The organism is Methylocella tundrae (assembly GCF_038024855.1).
GTDB classification, from domain to species: Bacteria; Pseudomonadota; Alphaproteobacteria; order Rhizobiales; family Beijerinckiaceae; genus Methylocapsa; species Methylocapsa tundrae.
The window spans coordinates 2,472,040-2,497,550 of record NZ_CP139089.1; the positions used below are offsets into that span (position 1 = coordinate 2,472,040).

A 25,511-nucleotide genomic window follows, 5' to 3' on the forward strand; every position below is an offset into this window, starting at 1 on the left:
ATGCATATTATGTCCCGTGGCGTCAACTCTCATCGCCAGCTTGCGACAAATCGCCGGTCCAGCCGGCGAAGAGGCGCCGCCAAACGCGCCAAAAAAAAGCGCCGGCGTCGTCTTGCGCCAGCTAGGCCCCTCACGTAGCATCCGCTTCGTTTCGGGGGACCCGCAGCGTCAATCGCCGCGCTCGTCCGAATTCCGCGAAACGCCCTCGCCAACGACGATTGCAGCCGATAGGATCATGACCCCTTCATCGCCGGGATCGACCGGTCCCCAGTCATGGAGGAACGTCTTTTCGTCTTGTCACAGGGACGCGGCGGCGCCAAAACGGCGCGCTCGCGGGCTAAGGCTGCGTGGACATGGTGGTCGCGCCGCCGCCGCGCGCAAGGATGACAGCGGGGCGATTTCTCGACAACGCCGCTAAGGCGCGGGACGTCAGGAAAACGCGCGCTCAAAAAGGGCGCGTCAAGCGCCGCACGGGCAAGCACTTGGAGGAAGGTCGATGGTTGACGCTCGGATAGACGGAAAATCCGCTTCGCTTGAAGCGGCGGCTGAGCGGTCGGCGGAGATTCTTTCGCGGGCGCGCCTCCCCGTCATCGCCGGGCTTGGCGCCGACATCGCAGGCGCTCGCGTCTCGATCCTCCTCGCCGAGCGCATTCGCGGCGTTTACGATCATTTGCGATCGCACGAAATCTTCACGGATCTCGACGTCGTGCGGCAGGCTGGCGCGATGCTGACGACGCCAAGCGTCGCGCGCTTGCAGGCAGACGTGCTTGTCTTCATCGGTGATGATCTGACGGCCATCTGGCCGGAGCTGATCGAGCGCCTCGCTCCCGCGGAATCGCCGCTGCTGGATCTTGAACGCGGCCCAAGAAAGGTCATCTGGATCGCGCCGCCGCACGGCGTCGCGATCAAGGGCGTCGCTATCGAGACAGTGGAAACAAGCGACCTTCACACGACGCTGGCGGCGTTGCGCGCGCGTGTCGCGGGACGGCCGATCGCCGCCCCCGAGGAGGTGAAGCAGAAGCTCGACGAGATCGCTGGAATCTTGAACAAGGCGCGGTTTGGCGTCGCTGTCTGGGGACCGCGGCAACTCGACCGGCTGTCCGTCGAAATGGTCACCGGCCTTATCCTCGATCTCAACAAGACGACGCGATTCACGAGCCTGCCTCTCGGAACGAGCGACAATGCATTCGGGGTGGTGCAGACGTCCGGCTGGTCGACGGGGTTCCCGGTGCGGACCTCCTTCGGCCGCGGTTATCCCGAACATGACAGCTGGCGGTTCGACGCCGACCGGCTGGTCGAAAGCGGGGAGGCGGACGCCGCTCTCTGGATCTCGGCCTATAGCGCCGCGGCGCCGCCATGGAAAAGAGAGATTCCCATTATCGCCCTCGTCCCCGCGGGCGCGCAATTTTCGAAAGAGCCCGCGGTTCGAGTGGACGTAGGACAGCCAGGCGTCGATTATGACTCGGCGGAATACGCGCGGGAGGTCAGCTCGATCGTTGCGCGTGAGGCCTCGCATCGGACCAATGCGATCTCCGTCGCCTCCTTCATCGCCAGCATCGCCCAACAGATCGGTGGAGACGCCTAATGCTCATTCTTCTGAAGGGCGGCCGCATCGTCGATCCCTATCATCAGCGCGATGAAATCGCGGACCTCTGGATTGAGGACGGCCGCATCGTCGCGCCGCCGCGCGGACGCCAGCCGGATCAGACGCATGACGTCTCCGGCAAGATTGTGATGGCGGGCGCCATCGACATTCACTCGCATATTGCAGGCGGCAACGAGAATACGGCGCGCCTGCTGCTGCCAGAGCTGCACCGCAGCCGCACCGCTCCGAAACTGGCGCTCGGGACCGCGAAATGGTCCACCTATGAGACCGGCACGATCTACGCTGGCATGGGCTTTACGACCGTGGTCGAGCCGGCGGTCGCGCCGCATCAGGCGCTGCAGGCGCATCTCGAGCTCTGCGACATTCCGATCATCGACAAGGCGACGCTTACGATCCTCGGGAATGATGATTTCCTTTTGAGCCTGCTGCGCGACGGTGAAAGCCCGGCTGCGATCGCCGATTATGTCGCAGCGACCTTGACGGCGACGAACGGCCTTGGGCTCAAATGCATCAACGCGGGCGGCGCCGAAGCTTTCAAATATAATGCGCGCACGTTCGGTCTCGATGATGTAGTGCCTTTCTATGGCGTCTCTTCGCGCAAGATCGTCGAAGGGCTGCAGCGCGCTCTGATCGACCTCAAAGTTCCGCATCCGCTGCATCTGCACACGAACAATCTCGGCGTTCCGGGAAATGTCGAGACCGCCCTTGCGACGATCGAGGCTGCGCGCGGCCTGCCGCTGCACCTCGCTCATCTGCAATTCTACGGTTACGGCTCGGAAGGCGAACATGCGTTCTCCTCCGCCGCCGCGATCCTCGCCGCGGCCGTCAATGGCGCTCCGAACGTCACCGTGGACATCGGTCAGGTGATGTTCGGGCAAACGGTGACGATTTCGTCCGACGTGCTGCGCCAGTTCAGCGCCTCTGGCGGCGCCAAGCCGCGCAAATCGGTGATCGTCGACGGCGACGCGAATGGGGGCGGCATCGTGCCCTACGCCTATCGCGAAAATGACTTCGTCAACGCCATTCAATGGGCGTGCGGCCTTGAGCTTTTCCTTCTGATCAATGATTCGCACCGGGTCTTCTTCACCACGGATCATCCGAACGGCGCGCCATTCACGACCTATCCGGACATCTTCGCACTGCTGATGAGCCGCGAGCGCCGGGCGGAAGTGCTGGCCCGTATCCCGCAGGACGTGCTCGCATATACAACGTTGCCGTCGATCTCGCGCGAATACAGCATCAATGAGGTGGCGACGATGACGAGGGCGTCGCCGGCGAAGCTCTTTGGCTTCAAGGACCGCGGCCAGCTTGGCGAGGGCGCCGTCGCGGATGTCGCGGTGTACGCCCCGAACAATGACATCGCGAAGATGTTCCGCCACGCTCATCTCGTGTTCAAGGACGGCGATCTCGTCGTGCGCGACGGCAGCATCAGCCATTATCGCTGGGGCAAAGCTCTGAAAGTGACCCCTGGCTTCGACAAGGCGATCAACCGGCGCCTCAGCGCCTATTATGAGAGCCATTATGGCGTCTCATATAATATGTTCGCGGTCCCGGCTCATATTCTTCCGCGCACAGATCCGTTCAAGGAGGTCGCATGCGCCCAATGATCAGCAATGGCGTCCGCATCGACGAGACCTTCGCCGAAGCGTTTCCGATGCGCGGCACGGCGATTATCCTCACCGCTCCAAATTTGAAGTGGGCGCGGCAGGCGGCGACAACGATGACAGGCTTCGCCACGTCCGTCATCGGCTGCGGCGTCGAGGCTGGAATCGATCGCGAGGTCTCCGCCGACCAAACGCCGGACGGCCGGCCCGGCGTTCGCGTTTTATTGTTTTCCATGTCGACCGACATGCTACAGACGCAGCTGGTCAATCGCGCGGGGCAATGCGTTCTGACCTCGCCGGGCTCCGCCTGCTTCGCCGACCTTGAAAGTCCCGACAGGCTGGCGATCGGCGATTCGCTGCGCTACTTCGGCGACGGCTGGCAGATCTCGAAGAAGTTTCTCGATCGCCACTTCTGGCGAATCCCCTGCATGGACGGCGAGTTTCTATGCGAGGCTACGACCGGCCTCACCAAAAAGGCCGTCGGCGGCGGCAATCTATTGATCATGGGCGCCAATTTCACAACGACGCTCAACGCCGCGGAACATGCGATCGAGGCTATGAATGGCGTCGATGGCGCAATCATGCCCTTCCCCGGCGGCATTGTGCGATCGGGCTCAAAGGTCGGCTCCAAATATGCCGGCGTGCCGGCCTCGACCAATGACGCCTATTGCCCGACGCTGCGCGGGATCACGAAAAGCGCCCTTGATGAAGACATCGGCTGCGTCCTCGAAATCGTCATCGACGGCCTGACCGAGGCCGCCGTCGCCGAGGCGATGCGCGCCGGGCTCGCAGCCATTGTGAAGCTCGGGCCCAAAGACGGCGCGGTGCGCGTCGGCGCCGGCAATTATGGCGGCAAACTCGGCCCCTTCCACTTCCATTTGAAGGATCTTTTGCCGTGACCCTCGTTCTCACGCTGAAACAGGAGCCCGATCAGCGGCTCGATCTTTCGCCTCTCTCGCCTCATGGGCTGGAGGGCAAATCGGCGAGCGAAATCGCAGCCATCGAATTGCAGACGACTCGCGAAAAGCGCACCGTCGGCGATATTTTCGACATCACGCCGGGCGGCGTCGAGACGATCCGTTTCGAAGGCGGCTCCACGCGATTCGATCATCTTGGCCACGGCCTGAAGAGCGGCGAGATCATTCTTGAGGGCGACTGCGGCCATGCGGCCGGGCGCGCGATGAGCGGCGGGCGCCTCGTCATCAATGGCGACGCCGGCCCCTTCGCAGGATCAGCCTTGTCAGGCGGAAGCCTCGAGATCAAGGGCGACGCGGGCGATTTTCTCGGCGCCCCCCTCGACGGCGAAATGGAAGGCATGACCGGCGGACTGTTGATAGTACGCGGAAAAGCCGGTCATCGCGCCGGCGACCGCCTGCGCCGCGGAACGATCGTCATCGAGGGCGCCGCCGGCGACTATCTCGGCAGCCGCATCATCGCTGGAACGCTGATCGCCGTGGGCGGCGCCGGATTGCTCCCCGGCTATCTCATGCGCCGGGGAACAATCCTCGTCGGCGCAACCCCCGCGCTCGCTCCGACATTCGTCGATTGCGGCGCTCACGAGTTAAGCTTCGCGGGCGTCTTTTCCCGTTTCCTTCGAAAGGAAAGCAAAGGCGCCGCCGAGCTTTTTGCAAAACGCCTTCGCCGGTTCGCCGGAGACACGGCCGTGCTTGGCAAGGGCGAAGTTTTCTTTCCGGCTTAAGGCGCGATCTTCGAGGTGAAGGGCGGCGGGCCCGCCCCGCGCTTACGATCTGATCCCAAAAAGTCTGCAACTTTTTGGGATCATGCTTTAATCTTCATATTTCAAATAGGCGAAGCGCGGGTCTTTCTCCGGCGTTCCTTCGAGCGCGCCGCCGGCTTTCCCCGGCTGCCAGGACACCACTTCCTCGATCTTTTTCGCCAATTCAAAGTCCTTGTCGGTGATGCCTCTCGCATTGTGATTCTTGAGCCTCACCTCGACCCAGGCGTAAGAGGCGGTAATGTCCGGATGGTGCCAGGCTGCTTCCGCAAGATGGCCGACCGTATTGATCACCATCAGCGTGCCCTTCCAGCTATGCGTCTTGTATTTACGGCGGATCCAGCCGTCCTCCAGGCGCCAATGCGGCAATTCGCTCTTCAGCCTGGCTTCGACTTCCTCATCCGAATAGGTGCGTTCTTTTTTGTCATCCGTCACGGCGGATTCTCCAATGGTCAGCAGCCAATTCCGCGCCGCCTCGGCCGCGGCGATCATGCGCATATAGCGCTCTCAGCATAACCTCTTTCGGCCGGTTTGTTCCAAATTCGAGTTGCGGATAATGTGACGCTCGCTTCCTTCCGCTCAGCCCGCGTTTCGGCGGGGACGTGGGATAATGGGCGCAAAACCAGCGATGACGCTCGGCCTCAACGAGTCGGAAAGGACCCGCGATGGCAAGCCCGGAGATTCTCGCGCTATGAGGCCCAGCATCCAACCATCCGCCGGCGATGTTCTTCTCGTGGTCGACCTTCAAAATGATTTTTGTCCTGGCGGGCGGCTTGCGGTTCCGCACGGCGACGAGGCAGTCGCGCTGATCAACAGGCTCGCCGCGCGCTTTGAATATGTTGTCCTGACGCAGGACTGGCATCCGCGCGGGCATCTCTCCTTCGCGTCGACGCATGGCCGCGCGCCTTTCGAGATGATCGAGGCGTCCTATGGTCCTCAAATTCTATGGCCGGACCATTGCGTTCAGGATACGCCCGGCGCCGCCCTCCACAAGGACCTGCATATTCCCCATGCCGAACTCATTTTGCGCAAAGGCTTCCGGCGCGGAATCGATTCCTACTCCGCGTTCTTCGAGAACGACCGAATGACGCCGACAGGCCTTGCCGGATATCTACGCGAACGCGGATTTAGCCGTATCTTCATCGCAGGCCTCGCTTTCGACTTTTGCGTGCGCTATTCGGCGGAGGACGCAAAGGCGCATGGATTCTCGGCCGTCGTGATCGAGGACGCCTGCCGGGCCATCGACGTCGAAGGCTCCGTTGAAGCGACGCGCAAAAGCTTCGCCGAAGGGCGCATTGAAACGCTCATGATCGAAGCCTTTGCCTGAACATGATAATTTCAAATGAGGCGCGCGTGACTCCAATCATCGCCATTTCTGATCTGACAAAGACATATGCGTCCGGCTTTACGGCGCTAAAGAGGATCAACCTCGAGATTCGCGCGGGAGAAATATTCGCCCTGCTCGGTCCAAACGGCGCCGGCAAGACGACGCTCATCAACATCGTCTGCGGCATCGTCAATCCAACGAGCGGCGTCGTTCTCGCTGACGGCCATGACATTCTTAAAGATTACCGCGCCGCGCGGTCGCGGATCGGGCTCGTGCCGCAGGAGCTTTCGACGGACGCATTCGAGACTGTTATTGCAACCGTCAGCTTCAGCCGCGGCCTGTTCGGTAAACCGAAGAACGCGGCCTATGTCGAGAAAATTCTGCGCGATTTGTCTTTATGGGAGAAAAAAGACAACAAGATCATGACCTTGTCAGGAGGCATGAAGCGCCGCGTGATGATCGCCAAGGCGCTGTCCCACGAGCCCAAAATCCTCTTTCTCGACGAGCCGACGGCCGGAGTCGACGTCGAGCTGCGGCGCGACATGTGGGAGATGGTGCGATCATTACGCGAAAAAGGCGTCACCATCATTTTGACGACCCATTATATCGAAGAGGCCGAGGAGATGGCCGACCGCGTCGGCGTCATCCGTCAAGGCGAGATCATCCTCGTCGAGGATAAGGATGCGCTCATACGCAAACTCGGCAAAAAGCAGCTGACGCTCTGCCTGCAAAACCCGCTCAGGGGCATTCCGGACGAACTCAAAGCGTTCAATCTCGATCTCTCGGCGGATGGACGCAACCTTGTCTATTCATTCCATTCGGGAATCGAGGGGACCGGAATTGCAGCATTGATGAAAAAGCTCGGAGAGCTCGAAATCGCCTTCAACGATTTGAATACGAAGGAGAGCTCTCTCGAAGAAATTTTCGTTAGCCTCGTAAGGAAGCAGCCATGAATCTTTACGCCATTCGCGCGATCTATGTTTTCGAGATGTCGCGCACATGGCGCACGTTGCTGCAAAGCATCGTTGCGCCGGTGATTTCAACGTCGCTCTATTTCATTGTGTTCGGGGGAGCGGTCGGCCCGCATATGAACGCGATCAACGGCGTCAGCTATGGCGCCTTCATCGTGCCGGGATTGATCATGCTGTCGCTGCTCACTCTCAGCGTCGCCAACGCATCTTTCGGCATTTATTTTCCAAGATTCGCGGGCACCATCTACGAGATTCTCTCGGCGCCCGCCTCACCGTTCGAGATCGTCTGCGGCTATGTCGGCGCCGCCGCGAGCAAGTCGATCATGATCGGCGTCATAATACTTGTCACCGCCCGCTTTTTCGTCGCGTTCGACATCGCCCACCCGGTATGGATGGCAAGCTTTCTGATCCTCACTTCGTTCGCTTTCAGCCTGTTCGGCTTCATCCTCGGCATATGGGCCGACGGCTTCGAAAAGCTGCAGCTCGTGCCGTTGCTGATCGTCACGCCGCTGACCTTCCTCGGAGGGACCTTCTATTCAATCGACATGCTGCCGCCGTTCTGGCGGACAGTCACCCTTGCCAATCCGGTCGTCTATCTTGTCAGCGGATTTCGCTGGAGCTTTTTTGGCGCTTCGGACGTGGGCGTCGGCGTCAGCCTTGGCATGACGGTCGTGTTTCTGATCCTCTGCCTCATCATCGTGTCATGGATTTTCCGCACGGGATACCGGCTGAGAGCCTGAGCGAGGGTTTGCGGCGTTCACGCCGTCAGGAGCTCTTCTGTCGGTCCAAAGAACTCATAGCGCACGCGGTCCGCCGGCAGACCGAGGGCATACAGCTCGCGCACAAGAGAACGCAAGAACGGCCTCGGCCCGCACAGATAATAGACGGCCTCCGCGATCGGCGTATTGGTCTTAAGCCAATCGACATTGATCATTCCCTGCTCGTCGAAATGGACGCCGCGCACGTCGGTAGTGGCAGGTTCGGCGTAGAATGTCGTCACTGCGCCGCCGAAAGATTTCGCCAGCGATTTGACGTGCGATCCCATCGCATGGACGGCGCCATTCAGCGCTCCGTGTACATACCAGGCGCGCCGGTCGGGACAATCGCGCGCAATCGTCTCGAGCATGCTGACCATCGGCGTCAATCCGACGCCTCCGCTGAGTAAAACGACGGGCCGATCGTCCGCGACGTCAAGCGCGAAATCGCCGGCCGGAGGCGCGATTTTCAGCGCGTCGCCAATGCCGACATAGTCGTGGAACCAGTTTGAAACGAGACCCGCCGGGGCTCCAGGCGCCGCTTCCCGCTTGATCGTCACGCGATAATGCCGATCGTCAGGGGCGGAGGAAATACTGTAGTTTCGCTTCACCAAACCGCTGCCTGGAATATCGGCTTCGAATGTCAGATATTGTCCGGGCCGGTGGCGCAAGACCTCTCGGCCGTCCGCCGGACGCAGGTAGAAGGATTTGATGACGTCGCTTTCGCGCTCGACCCGATCGACGACGAAGTCGCGCCAGCCGGTCCAACCGCCAGGCGCCGCCGCAAGATCTGCGCTGATCACCGCCTCTCTGCCGATCAACACATCGGCGAGAAACCAATAGGCCTCGCCCCATGCCGAGATCACCTCTTCGGTCGCCGCCGCGCCAAGCACGTCTTTAATAGCCCCCAGCAGCGCGGCCGCGACAAAAGGATAATGTTCCGGCAAAATGCGCAATGCGACATGTTTTTGCGCGATACGCTCGACGGCCGGCGCCAGCGCGCCGAGATTTTCGATATTTTCGGCATAAGCGAGCACGGCGTTGGCGAGGGCGACGGGTTGCGACGCCGCCGTTCCTTGATGCGACTGATTGAAGAGGGCGCGAATTGGGGCGTCCTGGAAGAGCCGCTCATACATCCGCCGCGTGATGTCAAGCCCATGCGTCCGAAGAGCGGGAAGGGTGGATTTGACGATCGCAATCGTCTTCGCGGAAAGAGCAGCGGCCATTGGGAACCTCATTAGATGTATTTTGTATGCATCTTATATACGGCTGCGTATAAGATTCAGTCAACATACATCTTATAGAACCAATTGCCCAAAAGCGCCGCGCCGCTCCTTACCCCGCCAAGGTCAGTCCAAGACTCGCCTTCAACGCCTTCGATTTCGACCGGAGAAGGTCAGCCAGGGTATATTGGTCGAGCACGGCGAGAAAGGCCTCAAGCGCCTGCCTCAACACATGACGCAGCCGGCACGGCGCCGTGATCGCGCAAGCCGATCCTTCGATGAAACAATCGACCAGCGCCATGTCCTCCTCCGTTTGCCGGACGACGTCTCCGACGCGGATATCGTCCGGGGCCCGCGCCAATTTTAGGCCGCCGCCGCGGCCGCGCAGAGTAGTCACATAGCCAAGATGTCCAAGACCCTGCACGACTTTCATGAGGTGGGTCTCCGATATGTCGTAGCTTTCAGCGATTTCTCGGATGGAGCTCAGCCGATCCGGCTTCAGCGCGAGATATATGAGAACGCGCAGGGAATAGTCTGAATAGCGAGTGAGCCGCATGGCGGGAAGCCTCCTGGTGACGTATATATGGCCTGGTGGGGAAGGAACCAATCTCTAAGATGCATCGCGGCTGACTCTTATGGGCATGCGCCGGGAGCCCACGGCGGCGCCGCGCTGTTGCGACTCCGGCGCTCGCATCAGGTGGAAAGGGAGCGACCGTGCCGACGACGCCACAGAAAAAAGCCTTGCGCGGTATCGCCGCCGCGGCGCGCCATGCTCTGCCCGGCGAAGATCGCAGGCGCGCGACATTGGCCATCGCCGAGCGCGCTTTTGAGGAATTGCGGAAAAGGCCCGGCATCATTGGGCTTTACGCCGCATTTGGCGACGAACTGCATCCTGGCCAGCTCATCGATCGTCTAGCCGCCGAGGGCCGAGCGCTTGCGCTGCCCGCGACGCCGCACTGGGGGCGCCCGCTGACCTTTCGCGCCTGGGCGCCGGGCGATCCGCTTGTAAAGGGACGCATGAACATTCCTGAACCGGCGCCGGACGCAAGCGAAGTGGTTCCTGATATCGTCATTGCGCCGCCGGTCGCCTTTGACCGGCGCTGCTATCGGATCGGCTATGGAGCAGGATTTTACGATCGCACGCTCCCAGCGCTTCGCGCCACGCACGCCGTCTTCGCGCTCGGCGTCGCATTCGCCTGTCAGGAAATCGAGGCCGTCCCCGATGAGGCGCATGATATCCCTCTCGACGCTATTGCGACCGAGGCAGAACTGATCGTCCGGGGCCGGAAGGTTTGCTCGGCGCTCGATAAGGTGTAGCTTGCGGCAGCTACCTTTAAGGGGCGCGCATGCAGATCCTTCGCGGCCGTTTGGGCCTATTGCCCCTGGCGCTGCTGTCCGTCGTCGCCGGCGCCGGCGCGGGGTTGATCTGCGGCCTGTTCCGCGTTGCCCTCGATATGGTCCGCGACCTGCGCACGGCTTTGCCAACGGCGTGGAGCGGAAATCCGGCATACGGCTGTCTCCTGATGATCGGCATCGCCGCCGTGGCGACGGCCTTTGCCGCCTTCATGGTGCGCCGCATGTCGCCGGACGCAGCAGGAAGCGGCATCCCCCATGTGGAGGCTGTGATCGAGGTCGAGCTGCCGCCGGCGCCATTCGCTCTGTTGCCGGTCAAGTTCATCGGCGGCGTTCTCGCCATGGGGTCCGGCCTTGCGCTCGGACGCGAGGGCCCCTGCGTCCAGATGGGGGCGACGCTCGCTCATCTCGTCGGCGTTCTGTTCCGCCGCGATTGGCCGGACAGGCAGGCGTTGCTGGCGGCGGGCGCGGGCGCGGGTCTCGCCGCCGCCTTCAACGCTCCGCTCGCCGGAGCCGCCTTCGTGCTGGAAGAGTTGCTGCGTCGTTTTGAAATGCGCAATGCGGTCGCAGCTCTCGGCGCCTCCATGAGCGCCATCGTCGTGGCGCGCCTGTTCACGGGCGCCGAGCCCGATTTCGCGGTCGCCGCTCTCCCCTATCCCGACGCGCGGGACAATCTTCTCTGCATCGGCCTCGGTCTTTTCGCCGGCGTGCTCGGGGCTCTCTATAATTATCTCCTGCTCGACGCTCTCGATATCGCCGACCGCATGAAGCGGGCGCCGGTCGAACTGCGCGCCGGGCTCATCGGCGCGATGATCGGGGCGCTGGCGTGGTTTGCGCCCTCTCTCGTCGGCGGCGGCGACGGCCTGACGCAGAGCCTTCTCAACGGCGCGACGCCATTTTCGTTGCTGCCGCTGCTCTTTGTCATCCGCCTGTTTCTCAGCTGCGCGTCATATGCGGCGGGAACTCCCGGCGGATTATTCGCGCCGCTGTTGGTGCTCGGCGCGCAGATGGGCTTCTTCTTCGGCGCACTCGCTCACCCAGATCTCACTGGGCCGAATGCGCACGCCATTTTGTTCGCGGTCGTCGGCATGGCGGCCTTGTTCACCGCCGTCGTGCGGGCGCCGCTGACCGGGATCATCCTCGTGACGGAGATGACCGGAAGCTCGATCGCGCTGCTGCCGATGCTCGCCGCCTGCTTTTCCGCGATGGCGCTGGCCACCATGCTCGGCAGCAGGCCGATCTATGATTCGCTCAAAGTGCGCACCCTGCGCCTCGCCGGCAAGAAGCCGCCCAAACCAGAGGCGGCGGCGCATTGACGCAAATTCAAAGCACGATAAAGGCGATGCTGGCGACCGCCATGACGAGCGTCGCGAACCAGCCGCCGGCCCTCATCTGCCAGGGCAGCACGAAATCGCCCATGATCTTTTTATTGTCCGCGATCAGCAGCATCGACGCCATGATGGGCGCCGCCAAAACCCCGTTCAGCACCGCGCTCCAATAAAGCGCCTTGATCGGATCAATGCCGACGAAGTTGAGGCAAAGCCCGACAAAGGTCGCAAGCGCGATGACGCCATAGAAAGCGCGCGCGTCCTTCACCTTGTGATCGAGACCCTCGACCCAGTCGAACGTCTCGCACACTGCATAGGCGGCGGAGCCGGCAAGAACCGGAACCGCCAGCAATCCGGTGCCGATGATGCCGAGCGCGAAGATGAAGAAGGTCAGAGGCCCCGCGATCGGACGCAGCGCCTCGGCGGCCTGAGAGGAGGTCTGGATCTCCGTGATCCCGTGGGCATGAAGAGTGGCCGCCGTCGCGATGATGATGAATAAGGAGATGAGGTTGGAGATGCCCATGCCGACCCAGGTGTCGACGCTCATGCGTTTCATTTCGAGCCCGGCTTCGCTCGGCATGACATAGAGCGGCAAGGTCGCGCGGCGCACCTGTTCCTCGACTTCCTGTGCGGCCTGCCAGAAGAAGAGATAGGGGCTGATGGTGGTGCCGAGCACCGCCACCACGGCCATGGCGTGCTGGGAATTGAACACGATTTCCGGCACGAATGTAGCCTTGAGGGCCGCGCCCCAGGGCACATCGACGGCGAACACGACGACGACATAGGAGAACAGCGTCAGCGTCAACCATTTGAGCACGGAGGCGTAAGTGGCGTAGCTCATAAAAACTTCGAGCAGAACGCAGAGCCCGGCGAGCATGATCGTATAGACAAGGGCGGGGCCGCCGGCGAGGAGCTGAACAGCCGAGCCCATGGCGCCAAGATCCGCGCCGAGGTTGGCGACATTGGCGACGAGCAGCAACAACACGACGACGCGCAGCAGCCAGCGCGGATAATGCCGGCGCAGATTCTGCGCAATGCCGCGCCCCGTGACGAGGCCAATGCGAGCCGCGATCGCCTGCGTCACCGCCATCAGCGGATAGCTGAACAGCATGATCCATGACAGCTGATAGCCGAATTGCGCGCCGACCTGACTATAGGTCGCGATGCCGCTCGGATCGTCATCCGCGGCGCCCGTGACGAGGCCGGGTCCGAGCGCCCTTGCGACCCGGCCGAGGAGGCCCCCGCTCTGGACTTGATTGAGGGCGGGGTCGGCGCGATCGGTCATCGGTTTTTCTCGAACTGCCATCGTGTAGACAACCTTGAGGAGAGTCAGGGCGACGCCGGAGAAGCCGTCCATCCGAAAAAGCGCCAAAGCTTTGCTGCGCGCGCGATTGCCGGCAGGCGAGGCCATAGCGCAACAGGGCGGAAAAGGCATCGGTTAAATTGGAGCTTCGCCGGATTTGCGGCAAACGCCGCGTATCGCGGCCACCGCGCGGCTGGCCTTCATTTTTTCGCGAGCGAAGAAGCCGCCTGCCCTATAGAGCATATTCCGATCAGATCGGTTCAGTCTGATCGACAAGGATATGCTCAAGCTTTTGAATCTGGAGCGATTTCTGATCGATCGAATGACCCCATTCGATCGGAAAGCGCTCTAACGCGGCGGTTCGAGCACGGACGCGCCGCCGCTGACGAGGAAATTGGTCTGTGAGACGGACCTCTGCGCTGGCGCAATCGGCATCTCGGCCTCGTCCTTCAGATCGACGCCGGACAGTTTGCGGCGCCGCGCCTCGCTCAAAAGATAGATCAACCGGTGCGCGGCGGCGGCGAAGCTCTGACCTTCCGGCCTGACGTTCGAGATGCAGTTGCGCGCCGCGTCTGTGAGGCCTGCGCGGGGTCCGTAGGTCAGATAGAGCCCAAGGCTGTCGGGCGCGCTCAGCCCCGGCCGCTCGCCGATCAGGATGACCACGATTTCAGCGCCGAAAATCTCGCCGATCTCGTCGCCGATCGCGACCCGTCCCTGCTCGACGAGACCGACGGGCGCCATGCGCCAGCCAGCCTCGTTGAGCTTGGGGCGTATGGCTTCCAGCATCGACAGCGCGTGCTGATTGACGGCGAAGGCGGAAAGACCGTCGGCGATGACGAAAGCGACGTCGAAGCCGTGCGCCCCCTTCTTCGTGAGCTTGCCGAGTTTTTCCCGCGAGGGCTCATCGAGTTTACGTCCGAGGTCCGGCCGCTGCAGATAGGTCGTCCGGTCGATGGCGGCGCTGTGCAGTTCGATCACCGGATAGCCGGCCGCTTCCAGTTGCGCGCAGACGCCTTCGCGGTCCATCGGCAGATGCACCGCGTCGCGCGCGCGCGCATGTGCCAGCTGAAAGTCGAGCTGCGGCTTCGTTGGTATGCTGACGCCCGCGCGGCCAAGTGCGATGCGGGCCTGCGTGAAACGTCGCAGGCTCTCCCAGGGATTGACGATGACGAGATTGCTCATGAAGGTGCTCTAAGCTTTCAGGCGATACGCGCCAGCGCCGGGCGGAACAGCGCCGACAGGGCTTCGCGCGGATGCAAATTCTTTGCGCCCTCGAAAACGCCCGCGCGGATCAGCCAGTCCTCGAACTCGGGGGCCATGCGCAGCCCCAGCACCTCTCGCGCGTAGAGCGCGTCGTGGAATGACGTCGTCTGATAATTCAGCATGACGTCGTCGGATCCCGGAATGCCCATGATGAAATTGCAGCCTGCCGCGGGAAGCAGGGTCAGCAGCATGTCCATGTCGTCCTGATCGGCCTCGGCATGGTTGGTGTAACAGATGTCGCAGCCCATCGGCAGGCCCAGCAGCTTGCCGCAGAAATGATCCTCGAGGCCGGCGCGGATAATCTGCTTGCCGTTATAAAGATACTCCGGCCCGATGAAGCCGACGACCGTGTTGACCAGCAGCGGCTTGAACTTCCGCGCGACGGCATAGGCGCGCGCCTCGCAGGTCTGCTGGTCGACGCCATGATGCGCGTTGGCCGATAGGGCCGAACCCTGCCCCGTTTCGAAATACATGACATTATCGCCGACCGTGCCGCGCTTCAGCGCCAGACCCGCTTCGCGCCCTTCCCGCAGCAGGGCGAGGTCGACGCCAAAACTGCGATTTGCGGCTTCGGTCCCGGCGACCGACTGGAACACCAGATCGACCGGCACGCCGCGATTGATCGCCTCGATCGACGTCGTGACATGAGTGAGCACGCAGGCCTGCGTCGGGATCTCATAGGTGTGAATCACATCGTCGAGCATTGCGAGCAGAGCGCATACGGCGGCGGTGCTGTCGGTGGCCGGATTGATGCCGATGACGGCGTCGCCACTGCCGTAAAGCAGGCCGTCGAGAATGCTGGCGGCGATGCCGGTCGGATCGTCCGTCGGGTGGTTAGGCTGCAGCCGCGTCGAGAGCCGGCCGGCAAGACCTATTGTGTTGCGAAAGCGGGTGACGACGCGGCACTTGCGCGCGACCAGAATGAGATCCTGCACGCGCATCAGCTTCGAGACCGCCGCGACCATCTCCGGCGTCAGGCCGGGCGCGAGTTTGGTCAGCGCCAGTTCGTCAGCGTCGGGCCCGAGCAGCCAGTTGCGAAAATCGCCGACGGTCAGACCGCTGACAGGCGCGAAAGCGCCGGCGTCGTGCTCATCGACGATCAGCCGCGTGACTTCGTCATCCTCATAGGGGATCAGCGCTTCATTGAGGAAAACCTTCAGCGGCGCGTCCGCCAAAGTCATCTGGGCCGCCGCGCGTTCGGAATCATCTTCCGCGGCGAGGCCGGCGAGATAGTCGCCGGAGCGCGCGGGACTCGCCTTGGCGAGCAGCGTCCTGAGATCGGGGAAGCGGTAGGTCCGCCCCCCTACACTGTGCGCGTAGGCCATTGCTTCGCCTCTATGCTTCCTTCAGACCCCTTCGGCCTTCAGTTCTTCGGTCGACTCGATCAAATCGTCAATAGGAGCCGCCTCGCGCCGCCGCTCGGTCGTCAGGAAATAGCCGAAGCCCAATGCCAGCATGACGACGAAGATCACAAAAATCAAAAAGTTGTAATAGATCATCGCGATCATGCAGATCACTGCGGCGAAGAGAGCGAAAGCCGGAAAATAAGGGTAGAGCGGCGCGACGAATGGCCGCTGCATCCTAGGCTCCGATCGACGCAGCCTGAACAGGGCGGCCATGCTGATGATGTACATCAAGATCGCGCCGAACACCGACATTGTGACGATGTTCGCGGTCAGCGGCTGGCCGCCGATCACGATGAGATTGTCGCTGAAGATCGCGAGGATGCCGATCGCGCCGCCGGCGAGAATCGCAATCCACGGCGTCTTGAAGCGGGGATGCACCTTGGCCAGAACGAGAGGCAGATAGCCGGCGCGCGCCAGCGCAAAAATCTGCCGCGAGTAGCCGATGATGATGCCGTGGAACGAGGCGACGAGGCCAAACAGGCCGAGCGCCACCAGCATGTGCAGCCAGCCGCTCTTTTCACCGACGATGAATTTCATCGCCTGCGGCAGCGGATCATTGATGTTCGACAGCTTCGTCCAGTCGCCCGCGGCGCCCGCGAACAGCATCACGCCGATCGCCAGCACAAGAAGCGTCAAAATGCCCGTGATGTAGGCGATGGGGATGGATCGCTTGGGATCCTTCGCCTCTTCCGCCGCCATGGCGACGCCCTCGATCGCGAGGAAGAACCAGATGGCGAAGGGAATGGCGGCGAACATGCCGGCGATCGAACCGACGCTGAAATGATCCTCGCCCGACCAGCCGCCCTTGACGAAATTCGCCATCGAGAATCCGGGACTGACGACGCCCATGAAGACGAGAAGTTCGAAGATCGCAAGGACTGTGACGACAAGCTCAAATGTCGCCGCGATCTCGACGCCGATGATGTTCAGCGACATGAAGATGATATAAGCCCCGACCGCGGCGACCTTGGGGTCGAGCGAGGGAAATTGCACATTGAGATAAGCGCCGATGGCGAGCGCGATCGCTGGCGGCGCGAACACAAATTCGATCAGCGTGGCGGCGCCTGCGAAATAGCCGCCTGCCGGGCCAAAAGCGTGGCGGGCGTAAGCGAAGGGTCCGCCCGCGTGCGGAATGGATGTCGTCAGCTCCGTAAAGCTGAAAATGAAGGTCGTATACATCGCGGCGACGAACAGCGCCGTAACGGTGAAGCCGAGCGTGCCGGCGCTCGCCCAGCCATAGCTCCACCCGAAATATTCACCGGAAATGACGAGGCCGACGGCGATCGCCCAAAGCTGCAGGGTCGTCAAGCTTTGCTTCAGCTCGTGGTGGGTGACGACGCCGACATGGCGCCCATGTTCTTCCTCCAGCATGCGCGATCCCCCAAGTTGGTTTCCAACGTCGGATTAAATGCAGGGTCCAGTCAGGCTGGGCCAAAGGCCTCCGTCAGGAAACCGCGAATTGCCCATGCAAGATGGAGACCGGGTGATTTTTAGCGCCGTCGCCGCATCGTCTCCTTTGTCCGGCCACGCAAGCCCAAGCCCACGCAGGCCTTTGAGCGCTCGCGACTGCCCGCGCGGACAAGCGTCAGCGCGCAGGCTCTGAATCTCAGACGATCCGCGCGAGGAGAGCGCGGCAAGCGGCGATTACTGTGATCCTTTAACGGCGCCGCCGCAAGTGGTTGATTGCGGCGGCGGCGCGCGAGTCACAGAGGATTAAAGAGAGCCTCGTACGGTCGCAGGCTCCGCGGATCTCTATCGCACGCGCTGGGGCGGCCTCACCCATTCGCTGAGATGGGGCTGCAGCTCGTCGTCCGGCGTTTTTGTCAGGTCCTTGGCCAGAACGCCGCGCAGCTTCTCCGCCGCCGGCCGATCGAGCTCCTCTCGCAGATCGGTCAGAATATGGCTCGGCGCGACGAGCAGGAGTTCGTCGAACGCGCCCTGTCTCGACTGCTCCGTCAGCCAGTGCCCGAGGTTCCTGCCGAAGCGCTCCTTCGCCGCCTCATGCGGATCGGTTCGCGGCTCGGCGCTGTGGTGAGCCGTCGTCGCGCTTTCATGAACCCGGCCCGGACGGTCGCTCCCAATGTCCTTGGAGCGCAGGTGGGCGCTCTCTGAATCGATGCGATCATGGGTTTCGAGAACGCCATCCTCGCGCGGAGCGACGATGCGCGCATGTTCGCCATCGGCCACCACGATCCATAATTTGATATGTTTTACCATTGCTGCTTCTCGCATGTTTGCGGCCACGAAACGGCCTTTCGGGGAGCGTTACGCGACGCTGCCGTGAGCGCCGGAGAGAAACAAATGCAATTGAGCGACGACCGCGGCGCCCTCGCCGATCGCGCCGCCAACGCGCTTGACTGATCCTGAGCGCACGTCGCCGACGGCGAAGACGCCGCGCACGCTGGATTGCAAAGGCAGCGCCTGAGCGGCCTTGCCGCTTGCATCGCTGGGGGCAACTTCGGGGCCGGTCCGCACAAAACCTTTGCCATCGAGAGCGACGCCACAATCGCGAAGCCATAGCGTCGCCGGGTCGGCGCCGATGAACAGGAAAATGTTGCGGATAGGCTTTTCCGTTTCAAGCCCCGAGCGAAGATGGCGCCATCTGACGCGGGCAAGCCGGCCATCGGTCAATCCTTCGAGTGCGACGATCTCCGTCTCCGTCAAGAGCTCGATGTTCGCCGTCGCCCCGATACGATCGATCAGATAACGTGACATGGTGGCGGCTAACCCGTCGCGGCGAACGAGCATCCATATTTTGGCCGCGAAGCCGGACAGAAAGACGGCGGCCTGCCCCGCCGAATTGCCGCCGCCGACGAGCACGACCTCATCGTTGCGGCACATGCGCGCTTCGATAGGGGAGGCCCAATACCACACGCCGCGGCCTTCAAACTGTTTGAGATTGGCGATGTCAGGGCGGCGGTAGCGCGCTCCCGACGCGACGACGACGGCGCGCGCCTTGACGTCGGGGCCTTCCGCCACGCCGAGGACAAGAGGCGTCATAGCGCAATCGAGTCTTGTCGCCGCCACGGGGATCGCGATCTCTGCGCCGAATTTTTGCGCCTGCACAAAAGCCCTGCCCGCCAAGGCCTGCCCGGAAATGCCGGTCGGAAAACCAAGATAATTTTCGATACGGGCGCTGGCTCCCGCCTGGCCGCCGAAAGCTCTCTCATCCAAAACAATCACGGATAGTCCTTCGGAAGCGGCGTAGACCGCAGTCGCGAGACCCGCGGGACCGGCGCCGACAACAGCGACGTCGTAGATTCGCTTCCGATCATCCGCCGGCGTCATTCCAAGGCAATGCGCGAGATCAACTTCGCCCGGATTCTTGAGCACGGCCCCGTTTGGACAGACCGCCAGGGGCAGGTCCGCCGGATCTGGGGCGTAGCGATCGACGAGCTCTTTCGCGTCGTGGTCCTCAGCAGGGTCGCAGAGCTGATGCGGATAGCCGTTGCGCGCCAGAAAACCTTGCAGCCGGATGACGTCGGGGCTCATGGCCGAGCCGATCAGGAGCGGGCCGCCGGCTCCATTTTCGATCAAGGCGACGCGGCGCAGGATCAGCGCCCGCATGATTTTCTCCCCGAGCTCCGCCTCCGCGATCACGACCGCGCGCAAATTATCGCTCGAAATCAGAAGCGCCTCGACTGCGCTCCTGGCTTCGGCGTCGACGAGCGATGGCCGGCCCGACAATTGAGCGATTTCGCCGAGAAACTGCCGAGGTCCCAGCTCCTCGATCGGAATGACGTGACCCAGACCATCGCGCGAGGCGACGGAGACGACGCCCTCGAGCAGAACAAACATGCCCGGCGTCGGCTGGCCGACGCTGAACAATGGCTCGCCCGCCGCGAAGCGCCGGAGTTCGGCGAAGCGTCGGAGCCGGTCGATTTCCGCCGCCTGAAGTTTCGGAAACATCTGATCGTGACGCGTCTCATAGGTCGACATGCCCGTCCCTCCCGATCGCTCTCCCTGAACTTCGCGCTTCAATGATCATTTTATGCAAGAACGCTGGGCCGTTCGCAGATTCTCTCGACATTAAGCATGTCAGACGAAAAATCCGCATCAACCCAAATCTTCGCCAATATTTTAACCGCGTAATCTAGTTTCGCGCGTGGCGTCGACGTTCGTTCCTTGGGCTAAGGACTCGCGCCACTTCAAACTTATGCGTCGGGCGGCAAAGATCAGCCACAATTGCACTTTCTTAATGTCTGTTAACCATTATGGCACAGCTTAGGCTGTCTTTGGGATCAGCGTTCCGCCAGATGGACTGTGTGAGGGGTCAGAAACATGAGCGAGCCAGTTACAAGACGGCAGCCATTGATCGATCTGGACGAGTTTGAGCGGCGGATGCGTCGGCCCGATAGCCCGCATGTGAGCGACGAGGCCGCTATCGTCGAACTCATGCGCCTCATCGGCGCCCCGGACGAGAAGGCGGCCGAAACCGAGGATGGGCGTCAGGCGGTCGGCTTCGAGCCGGAGCACGAAACAGACGCAAGCGCGACTGCTTTCGAGCCGGCCGACGCCAACTCGCAAGAGCCGGTCATTGGAGGCGATTTCGCCGAGATTGAGGCGGCGCTGCTGCGCGCGGCGAGGCAAACCGACCGACTGCCGGAACCCGTAGCGGCGCCTGAGCCGGCGGCGGCGGTAGAGTTGCGCGCCTTGCGCGACGAGGAAGACACGCCGGACGATTATGTCGAGAGCCATTTTTCCGCCATCGCAGAGGAATTTTTGGGCGTTCCGCAAAGTCTGCCTGCAGCGCTGTCCGCGACCCGGGACGAAACTGTTTTAGAGAGCGCGGGCGCGGAATTGGACAGGTTCGTTTATGTCGATGACGCAGCTGTCTCCGGCGAGGCCGCCTTGGCCGACGAGGAAAAGAGATCCCGGCGCCCGCTCTATCTCATGGCTGCGGTCGTCTTCGCCGGCGTCGCCGGCATAGGCGCAAGCTTCAGCTTCAGGCACGATGGCGCTTCCGAAGCTTCGCAAGCGGCTTCGAAGACCCCGGTTGCGCAGAGCGAGGAAACCACGCCCGCCGCGAAGCCCAACGCAACGGCCAGTGCGGAGGCCGCAAGCCCCGCGCCTGCGCCGCAGCAACAGGCCTCGGCCAGCGCCGAGGACGCGGCAAGCGCGGCGCCCGCGCACGAACCGTCGCCCCGCGTGATTTCGCTGAGCGAAGCCGTCAATCCCGCCAATGCCGCGCCGCCACAGGCCCCGGCGAGCGCCACGCCGGATATTCTGGCTCCGCCTCCCCTCATGGGCGGCGCCGCTGTCGGCCAAGCGCTCGCCAGTCCGCCTGCGCCGCTCGCGCCCGAAGCAAAAAAGGTGAAGACGGCGGCCGTGCGGCCGGACGGCAGTCTCATCAAGAAGGACGCGGCGCTCATTGGCGCGCCCCCCGCGCCTCAGGAAACTCAGCCTCAGGAGGCCGTCGCCCAGCCTGCGACAACTCCATCCTCCCCTGCACAGCCTGCGGTGGGGAAGCCCGCGCATGGCAAACCGGCGCTCGCCAAGGATGGCTCGCCGAAAACCGCGGTGAAAACGGCGGCTCTTCCTCCGCCGCGTCCGAGCGTGATCGGAAAGACCGCCGCGAAGGCGCCCCATGCCGGAGCGCCGAAGACCGCCGCTGTTGAATCCGAAGGTCACGCAAAGGCTCTCGCGAGCCACAATGGCGTCAAAACCAAAGCTGCGAACCCCGCCGGGGTCGCCGAGACAAGCGCGCCAGCAAGCTTGCCTGAGCCACAGCTGGCGCAAGCGGCGCCAGCTGCCGAGCCGCCGCCGCAAAAGCCTTCCCCGGCGGCGACCGGACCGCTCGCCCTCGTCGACACGGCGGTCAGTTCGATTACAGGCGCGACAAACAACATCCTGAACTGGGGACGGACCGCGACCGGCGCCCGCAACTAATCGGTCGGCGCCGGAGGCGCGGGCCCGCTCGAATCCGGCAAGCATGATCGCTGCATTGGCGCGATCATGCTTTTTTTTTGTTTTGCCCGACGAATGCAAAGACGATGGCGGCGGCGAAAGAGCACACTGCATCGTCGCCGCGTCGTCCAGCCTGCCCGACCCGCCTTCGGAGCCTGCGTTGAGCAATCGACGCAGCTTCTCCATATTCAAGGCCAAGCCGCTTCGGCGCGTCTAGAGCGCTTTCCGATCGAATGGCGTCATTCGATCGATCAGAAATCGCTCCAGATTCAAAAACTTGAGCATATCCTTGTCGATCAGATCGAACCGATCTGATCGACAAGGATATGCTCTAACCACGCGCCACAGCCTAAAGAGACGACATGACGCAAGCCTCGGCTGAAACTCCGCAAGCCAGCGCGCCTTTGCAGGCCGGAGCGCCGATTCTGCGGCGGCAAAATCTGCGGCTTTTCGTCAGCGCCCGCATGGCGATGACCTTCGCCATGCAGATGCAGAATGTCGCCATCGGCTGGTATGTCTATGCGCTGACGAACGACCCTTTGAGCCTCGGCCTCGTCGGCCTTGCCCAGTTCCTCCCGGCGATCCTTTTCATCCTGGCGACCGGCCACGCCGCCGACCGATTCGATCGCCGCCACGTCGTCATCGTCTGCCTCGTGGCGCAGGCTCTGGCTTCGATCGCCCTTTTGCCGGTTATTTTCAGCGCCTCGCCAAAGGTCTGGCCGATCTACGCCATCGTCTTCGCTCTCGGCTCCGCGCGATCTTTCTCCCAGCCGGCGCTGGCCGCGCTGCTGCCCGACATCGTCTCTCTTGACGCTTTTCCGCGCGCGGTCGCCCTTTCGACCTCTTCGCTGCAGGCCGCCACCATCGTCGGTCCGGCGGTCGGCGGCCTGCTTCTCGCCTGGAACGGCGTCGCCCTGTTCTGCCTCGCCGCGACGCTCAACGCCATCGCAGCGCTGTTGATCGCCGGCGTCACAGCGCGGCCGGCGCGGCGCGACCCGAACGAGGCGACGGGCCTCAAGCGCCTGCTGGCGGGGTTTTCCTATCTGCGCGGCAATCGCTTTCTTCTCGGCGCGATTTCACTCGATCTTTTCGCCGTGCTGTTTGGCGGCGTCACCGCGCTTTTGCCGATTTTCGCGCGCGACATCCTTCAGGTCGGCCCGGCGGGACTTGGCCTCCTGCGCAGCGGCCCGGCCATGGGCGCCGTCATTGTCGGATTGATCCTCGCCCGCCATCCGCTGCGGCGGAGCGTCGGCGCCATCATGCTATGGTCCGTCGCGGCCTATGGCGTCGCGACGATCGTGTTTGCATTTTCAACCTCGATATGGCTTTCGGTCACGGCGATGATCGCCTTCGGCGGGTTCGACATGATCAGCATGGTGATCCGCCAGACCATGGTCCAGCTCGGCACGCCGGAAGCCATGCGAGGGCGCGTCAGCGCCATCAATCACGTGTTTATCGGAGCCTCCAATCAGCTTGGCGATTTCGAGTCGAGCGTCGCCGCGGTCTTTCTCGGCGCCGCCGGGGCGGCGATCTTCGGCGGCGTCGGCGCCCTTCTGGTCGTCGCCTTCTGGGCTTGGCGCTTTCCGGAGTTACGGCGCGCCGACCGGCTTGAATGAGAGACGCCGAACGAGACGTTTATTCCATCGACTAGCTTCACTGTCTGCCCTAAAAAGCGCTTAACGCGGACAAGGCATTCGGTTGGACTTCGTACAATGAGGGTCGCAGGATGAACCCGGAAATCAGAAAAAGGCGCGCTCGCGAGAGCGCTCGCCCCACGTGGAACATCGAGGCGATCGTCGCGGAGCTGCGCGACATACGGATCAAGGATCATGAAACGCGCGAGGGACCGGCCAAGCTGCCCTCACGCAAGATCCTGATCCACATTATGGAAGGCCTCGCCGCTGCGCTGTTTCCGAACCGCCTCGGCACGTGCAGGATCACTTGCGAGGGGGTCGATTTCTATGTCGGCCATACACTAGACGTCAATCTGACGGAATTGCTGGAGCAGCTTCGGCTCGAATTCGAGTTCACGTCCGGCGCCGCCCTGATCATCGACTCGCCATCCGACCTTGCGGCCGGCGTCGTGTCCGCTTTCGCAAAAGAGCTGCCGAAAGCCCGCGCGCTGCTCGACACCGATATCCGCGCCGCCTTTGACGGCGATCCCGCCGCGCGCAGCATCGACGAAGTGCTGATCTGCTATCCTGGCGTCACCGCGATCCTGCATCATCGGCTCGCGCATGTTCTGTACAAGCTCGGCGCGCCGCTGCTGGCGCGGATGATCGCCGAAATCGCGCATTCATCGACCGGCATCGACATTCATCCGGGCGCCGAGATCGGCGAGAGCTTTTTTATCGACCACGGCACCGGCGTCGTCATCGGAGAAACGACCATCATCGGCAAGAATGTGCGGCTCTATCAGGCCGTGACGCTGGGCGCGAAGCGCTTCCCGACGGATGAGCATGGCGCGCTCGTCAAGGGCGGGGCGCGTCACCCGATCGTCGAGGACGATGTCGTCGTCTATGCCGGCGCGACTATTCTCGGCCGCGTCACCATCGGCCGGGGCTCGTCGATCGGCGGCAATGTCTGGCTGACCCGCAGCGTGCCTCCCGGCAGCACGATCTCCCAGGCGCAAGTGCGCAGCGAAGACTTCCACGACGGCGCCGGAATTTGATCCGATTCCCGCCACTGATCGCCGTTCGATTGTTGCGCCGCAGCGGCTAAGCCTTGTCGCGGCTCCTCGCTCCCGACCAGGCGCAACATGCTCTCTACCTTCGGCGTCGTCTTTCCGATTTTCGCGCTGATCCTCACCGGCTATCTCAGCCGGCGGCTCGGCGCGCTCGGGCCGGACGCCTCGCGCGAACTGAACCGCTTCGTTGTTTTTCTGGCGCTGCCCGCGCTGCTATTCGACATCATGGCCCATGCGAGTTGGGCGGCTGTGTATCAGCCCGGCTTCATCGCCGTCTTTGGCTTCAGCTGTACCGCCGCTTTCGCCGTGACCGTCGCTCTTCGACTGCGCGCGGGACGCCCTCTCGCCGACGCCAGCATCGACGGGCTGAACGCCGCTTACGGCAACACCGGCTATATCGGCATTCCGCTCTGCCTTGTGGCTCTAGGGCCGGCCAGCCAGACCGGGGCCGTCATCGCGACGATCTTCACCGCCTGCGTCCTCTTCGGCGGCGCGATCATTCTGGTTGAAATTGGTCTGCAGGCCGAAAAACGGATATGGCCTCTGGCGCTGAAGGTCGCCAGATCATTGGCGCGCAATCCGCTTGTGATCGCGCCGGCGCTCGGCTCCCTCGTCGCCGCTTCCGGCTTTGCAATTCCAGATCACGCGGAAATATTCTTCAAGCTGCTCGGCGGCGCGGCCTCTCCTTGCGCGCTCGTCGCGCTCGGACTGTTTTTCGCCGGCAAGAGTGCGCCAAAAAAGCGCGATGACGGCGCCGTCGGCCTTCTCATCGTCCTGAAACTCGTCGGCCAGCCCGCGCTCGCGTGGCTGCTGGCTCGATACGTCTTCGCCCTGTCGCCGATCGCCGCCAGGACGGCCGTATTGATGGCGGCGCTGCCGACCGGCACCGGCGCTTTCATGCTCGCCGAATATTATCGGCGCGAGGCCGACGTGACCTCCGCCGTCATCCTCTTTTCGACGATTGCATCCTTGCTGACGATTTCAGCCTATCTGGCGTTCGGGGGATGATAGGCGGAGGCGCCGCCCTGCTCATCAACGCGGGTC

22 protein-coding genes are annotated in these 25,511 nt (G+C 62.6%); 13 read left to right on the forward strand and 9 right to left on the reverse strand.

Features of this window, described 5'->3' with window-relative positions; all coding sequences use genetic code 11:
• Positions 1 to 496 precede the first annotated feature (496 nt).
• Genes SIN04_RS13730 through SIN04_RS13745 form a run of 4 tightly spaced genes read left to right on the forward strand, consistent with a single transcriptional unit; the run spans position 497 to position 4,909 of the window.
• Complete coding sequence (locus SIN04_RS13730) at positions 497 to 1,585, forward strand: tungsten formylmethanofuran dehydrogenase (RefSeq protein WP_134490046.1); 1,089 nt, start codon at positions 497 to 499, stop codon at positions 1,583 to 1,585.
• A complete protein-coding gene (locus SIN04_RS13735; RefSeq protein ID WP_134490048.1) occupies positions 1,585 to 3,213 on the forward strand; it encodes a formylmethanofuran dehydrogenase subunit A in 1,629 nt (542 codons plus the stop codon). Before SIN04_RS13730 ends, SIN04_RS13735 begins: the two co-directional genes overlap by 1 nt.
• On the forward strand, positions 3,201 to 4,109 hold the full coding sequence (gene fhcD, locus SIN04_RS13740; RefSeq protein WP_134490050.1) for a formylmethanofuran--tetrahydromethanopterin N-formyltransferase: 909 nt from the start codon (positions 3,201 to 3,203) through the stop codon (positions 4,107 to 4,109). The genes SIN04_RS13735 and fhcD overlap by 13 nt, the downstream gene beginning before the upstream one ends.
• Entirely contained in the window at positions 4,106 to 4,909 is an 804-nt protein-coding gene (locus SIN04_RS13745) for a formylmethanofuran dehydrogenase subunit C (RefSeq protein ID WP_134490052.1), read from the forward strand. The genes fhcD and SIN04_RS13745 overlap by 4 nt, the downstream gene beginning before the upstream one ends.
• 87 nt (positions 4,910 to 4,996) lie before the next feature.
• On the opposite strand, the gene SIN04_RS13750 is transcribed toward SIN04_RS13745, so the two are convergent.
• Complete coding sequence (locus SIN04_RS13750; protein WP_166796031.1) at positions 4,997 to 5,437, reverse strand: 4a-hydroxytetrahydrobiopterin dehydratase; 441 nt, start codon at positions 5,435 to 5,437, stop codon at positions 4,997 to 4,999.
• A gap of 199 nt (positions 5,438 to 5,636) precedes the next feature.
• Here SIN04_RS13750 and pncA point away from each other — a divergent pair, with 199 nt between their 5' ends.
• From pncA to SIN04_RS13765, 3 genes are read left to right on the forward strand one after another with little or no spacing between them, the layout of a single operon-like run.
• A complete protein-coding gene (gene pncA, locus SIN04_RS13755) occupies positions 5,637 to 6,272 on the forward strand; it encodes a bifunctional nicotinamidase/pyrazinamidase (protein ID WP_134490054.1) in 636 nt (211 codons plus the stop codon).
• Positions 6,273 to 6,274: 2 nt separating this feature from the next.
• On the forward strand, positions 6,275 to 7,225 hold the full coding sequence (locus SIN04_RS13760) for an ABC transporter ATP-binding protein (protein WP_134490056.1): 951 nt from the start codon (positions 6,275 to 6,277) through the stop codon (positions 7,223 to 7,225).
• Positions 7,222 to 7,983, forward strand: coding sequence for an ABC transporter permease (locus SIN04_RS13765; protein WP_134490058.1), 762 nt, complete (start codon positions 7,222 to 7,224; stop codon positions 7,981 to 7,983). The genes SIN04_RS13760 and SIN04_RS13765 overlap by 4 nt, the downstream gene beginning before the upstream one ends.
• A 17-nt stretch (positions 7,984 to 8,000) precedes the next feature.
• Here the strand turns inward: SIN04_RS13765 and hmpA are convergent, their stop codons facing one another.
• Positions 8,001 to 9,224, reverse strand: coding sequence for an NO-inducible flavohemoprotein (gene hmpA / locus SIN04_RS13770; protein ID WP_134490060.1), 1,224 nt, complete (start codon positions 9,222 to 9,224; stop codon positions 8,001 to 8,003).
• 109 nt (positions 9,225 to 9,333) lie between these two features.
• Entirely contained in the window at positions 9,334 to 9,777 is a 444-nt protein-coding gene (locus SIN04_RS13775) for an RrF2 family transcriptional regulator (protein ID WP_134490063.1), read from the reverse strand.
• Between the two features lie 158 nt (positions 9,778 to 9,935).
• Between SIN04_RS13775 and SIN04_RS13780 the strand changes: the two genes are divergently transcribed.
• Together SIN04_RS13780 and clcA are read left to right on the forward strand one after the other, a co-directional pair.
• Positions 9,936 to 10,538 carry a 5-formyltetrahydrofolate cyclo-ligase gene (locus SIN04_RS13780; protein WP_341263980.1) on the forward strand — a complete coding sequence of 201 codons (603 nt, stop codon included), beginning with the start codon at positions 9,936 to 9,938 and terminating at the stop codon, positions 10,536 to 10,538.
• A 29-nt stretch (positions 10,539 to 10,567) separates the two neighbouring features.
• Positions 10,568 to 11,890: a H(+)/Cl(-) exchange transporter ClcA gene (gene clcA / locus SIN04_RS13785; RefSeq protein ID WP_341263981.1), complete on the forward strand. Its 1,323-nt coding sequence runs from the start codon at positions 10,568 to 10,570 to the stop codon at positions 11,888 to 11,890.
• 7 nt (positions 11,891 to 11,897) lie between these two features.
• Here clcA and SIN04_RS13790 read toward each other — a convergent pair whose 3' ends face one another.
• The 6 genes from SIN04_RS13790 to SIN04_RS13815 all read right to left on the reverse strand — a co-directional run bounded on the left by SIN04_RS13790 (position 11,898) and on the right by SIN04_RS13815 (position 19,813).
• Positions 11,898 to 13,259 carry an Nramp family divalent metal transporter gene (locus SIN04_RS13790; protein WP_341263982.1) on the reverse strand — a complete coding sequence of 454 codons (1,362 nt, stop codon included), beginning with the start codon at positions 13,257 to 13,259 and terminating at the stop codon, positions 11,898 to 11,900.
• A gap of 294 nt (positions 13,260 to 13,553) precedes the next feature.
• Complete coding sequence (gene eutC / locus SIN04_RS13795; RefSeq protein WP_134490069.1) at positions 13,554 to 14,387, reverse strand: ethanolamine ammonia-lyase subunit EutC; 834 nt, start codon at positions 14,385 to 14,387, stop codon at positions 13,554 to 13,556.
• 17 nt (positions 14,388 to 14,404) lie between these two features.
• The gene (locus SIN04_RS13800) at positions 14,405 to 15,793 is read right to left on the reverse strand and encodes an ethanolamine ammonia-lyase subunit EutB (protein ID WP_134490071.1); all 1,389 of its coding nucleotides are present in this window, start codon (positions 15,791 to 15,793) and stop codon (positions 14,405 to 14,407) included.
• A gap of 21 nt (positions 15,794 to 15,814) precedes the next feature.
• Positions 15,815 to 17,245 carry an ethanolamine permease gene (gene eat / locus SIN04_RS13805; protein ID WP_134490073.1) on the reverse strand — a complete coding sequence of 477 codons (1,431 nt, stop codon included), beginning with the start codon at positions 17,243 to 17,245 and terminating at the stop codon, positions 15,815 to 15,817.
• Between the two features lie 381 nt (positions 17,246 to 17,626).
• The gene (locus tag SIN04_RS13810) at positions 17,627 to 18,091 is read right to left on the reverse strand and encodes a host attachment protein (protein ID WP_166795940.1); all 465 of its coding nucleotides are present in this window, start codon (positions 18,089 to 18,091) and stop codon (positions 17,627 to 17,629) included.
• Positions 18,092 to 18,139: 48 nt separating this feature from the next.
• Positions 18,140 to 19,813, reverse strand: coding sequence for an FAD-dependent oxidoreductase (locus SIN04_RS13815; RefSeq protein ID WP_341263983.1), 1,674 nt, complete (start codon positions 19,811 to 19,813; stop codon positions 18,140 to 18,142).
• 342 nt (positions 19,814 to 20,155) lie between these two features.
• Here SIN04_RS13815 and SIN04_RS13820 point away from each other — a divergent pair, with 342 nt between their 5' ends.
• From SIN04_RS13820 to SIN04_RS13835, 4 genes are all read left to right on the forward strand, one after another.
• The gene (locus SIN04_RS13820) at positions 20,156 to 21,763 is read left to right on the forward strand and encodes a hypothetical protein (protein WP_341263984.1); all 1,608 of its coding nucleotides are present in this window, start codon (positions 20,156 to 20,158) and stop codon (positions 21,761 to 21,763) included.
• Between the two features lie 380 nt (positions 21,764 to 22,143).
• Positions 22,144 to 23,397: an MFS transporter gene (locus SIN04_RS13825; protein WP_134490084.1), complete on the forward strand. Its 1,254-nt coding sequence runs from the start codon at positions 22,144 to 22,146 to the stop codon at positions 23,395 to 23,397.
• 110 nt (positions 23,398 to 23,507) lie between these two features.
• On the forward strand, positions 23,508 to 24,452 hold the full coding sequence (gene epsC / locus SIN04_RS13830) for a serine O-acetyltransferase EpsC (protein WP_134490086.1): 945 nt from the start codon (positions 23,508 to 23,510) through the stop codon (positions 24,450 to 24,452).
• 87 nt (positions 24,453 to 24,539) lie between these two features.
• Positions 24,540 to 25,475: an AEC family transporter gene (locus SIN04_RS13835; protein WP_134490088.1), complete on the forward strand. Its 936-nt coding sequence runs from the start codon at positions 24,540 to 24,542 to the stop codon at positions 25,473 to 25,475.
• Positions 25,476 to 25,511: the final 36 nt, after the last annotated feature.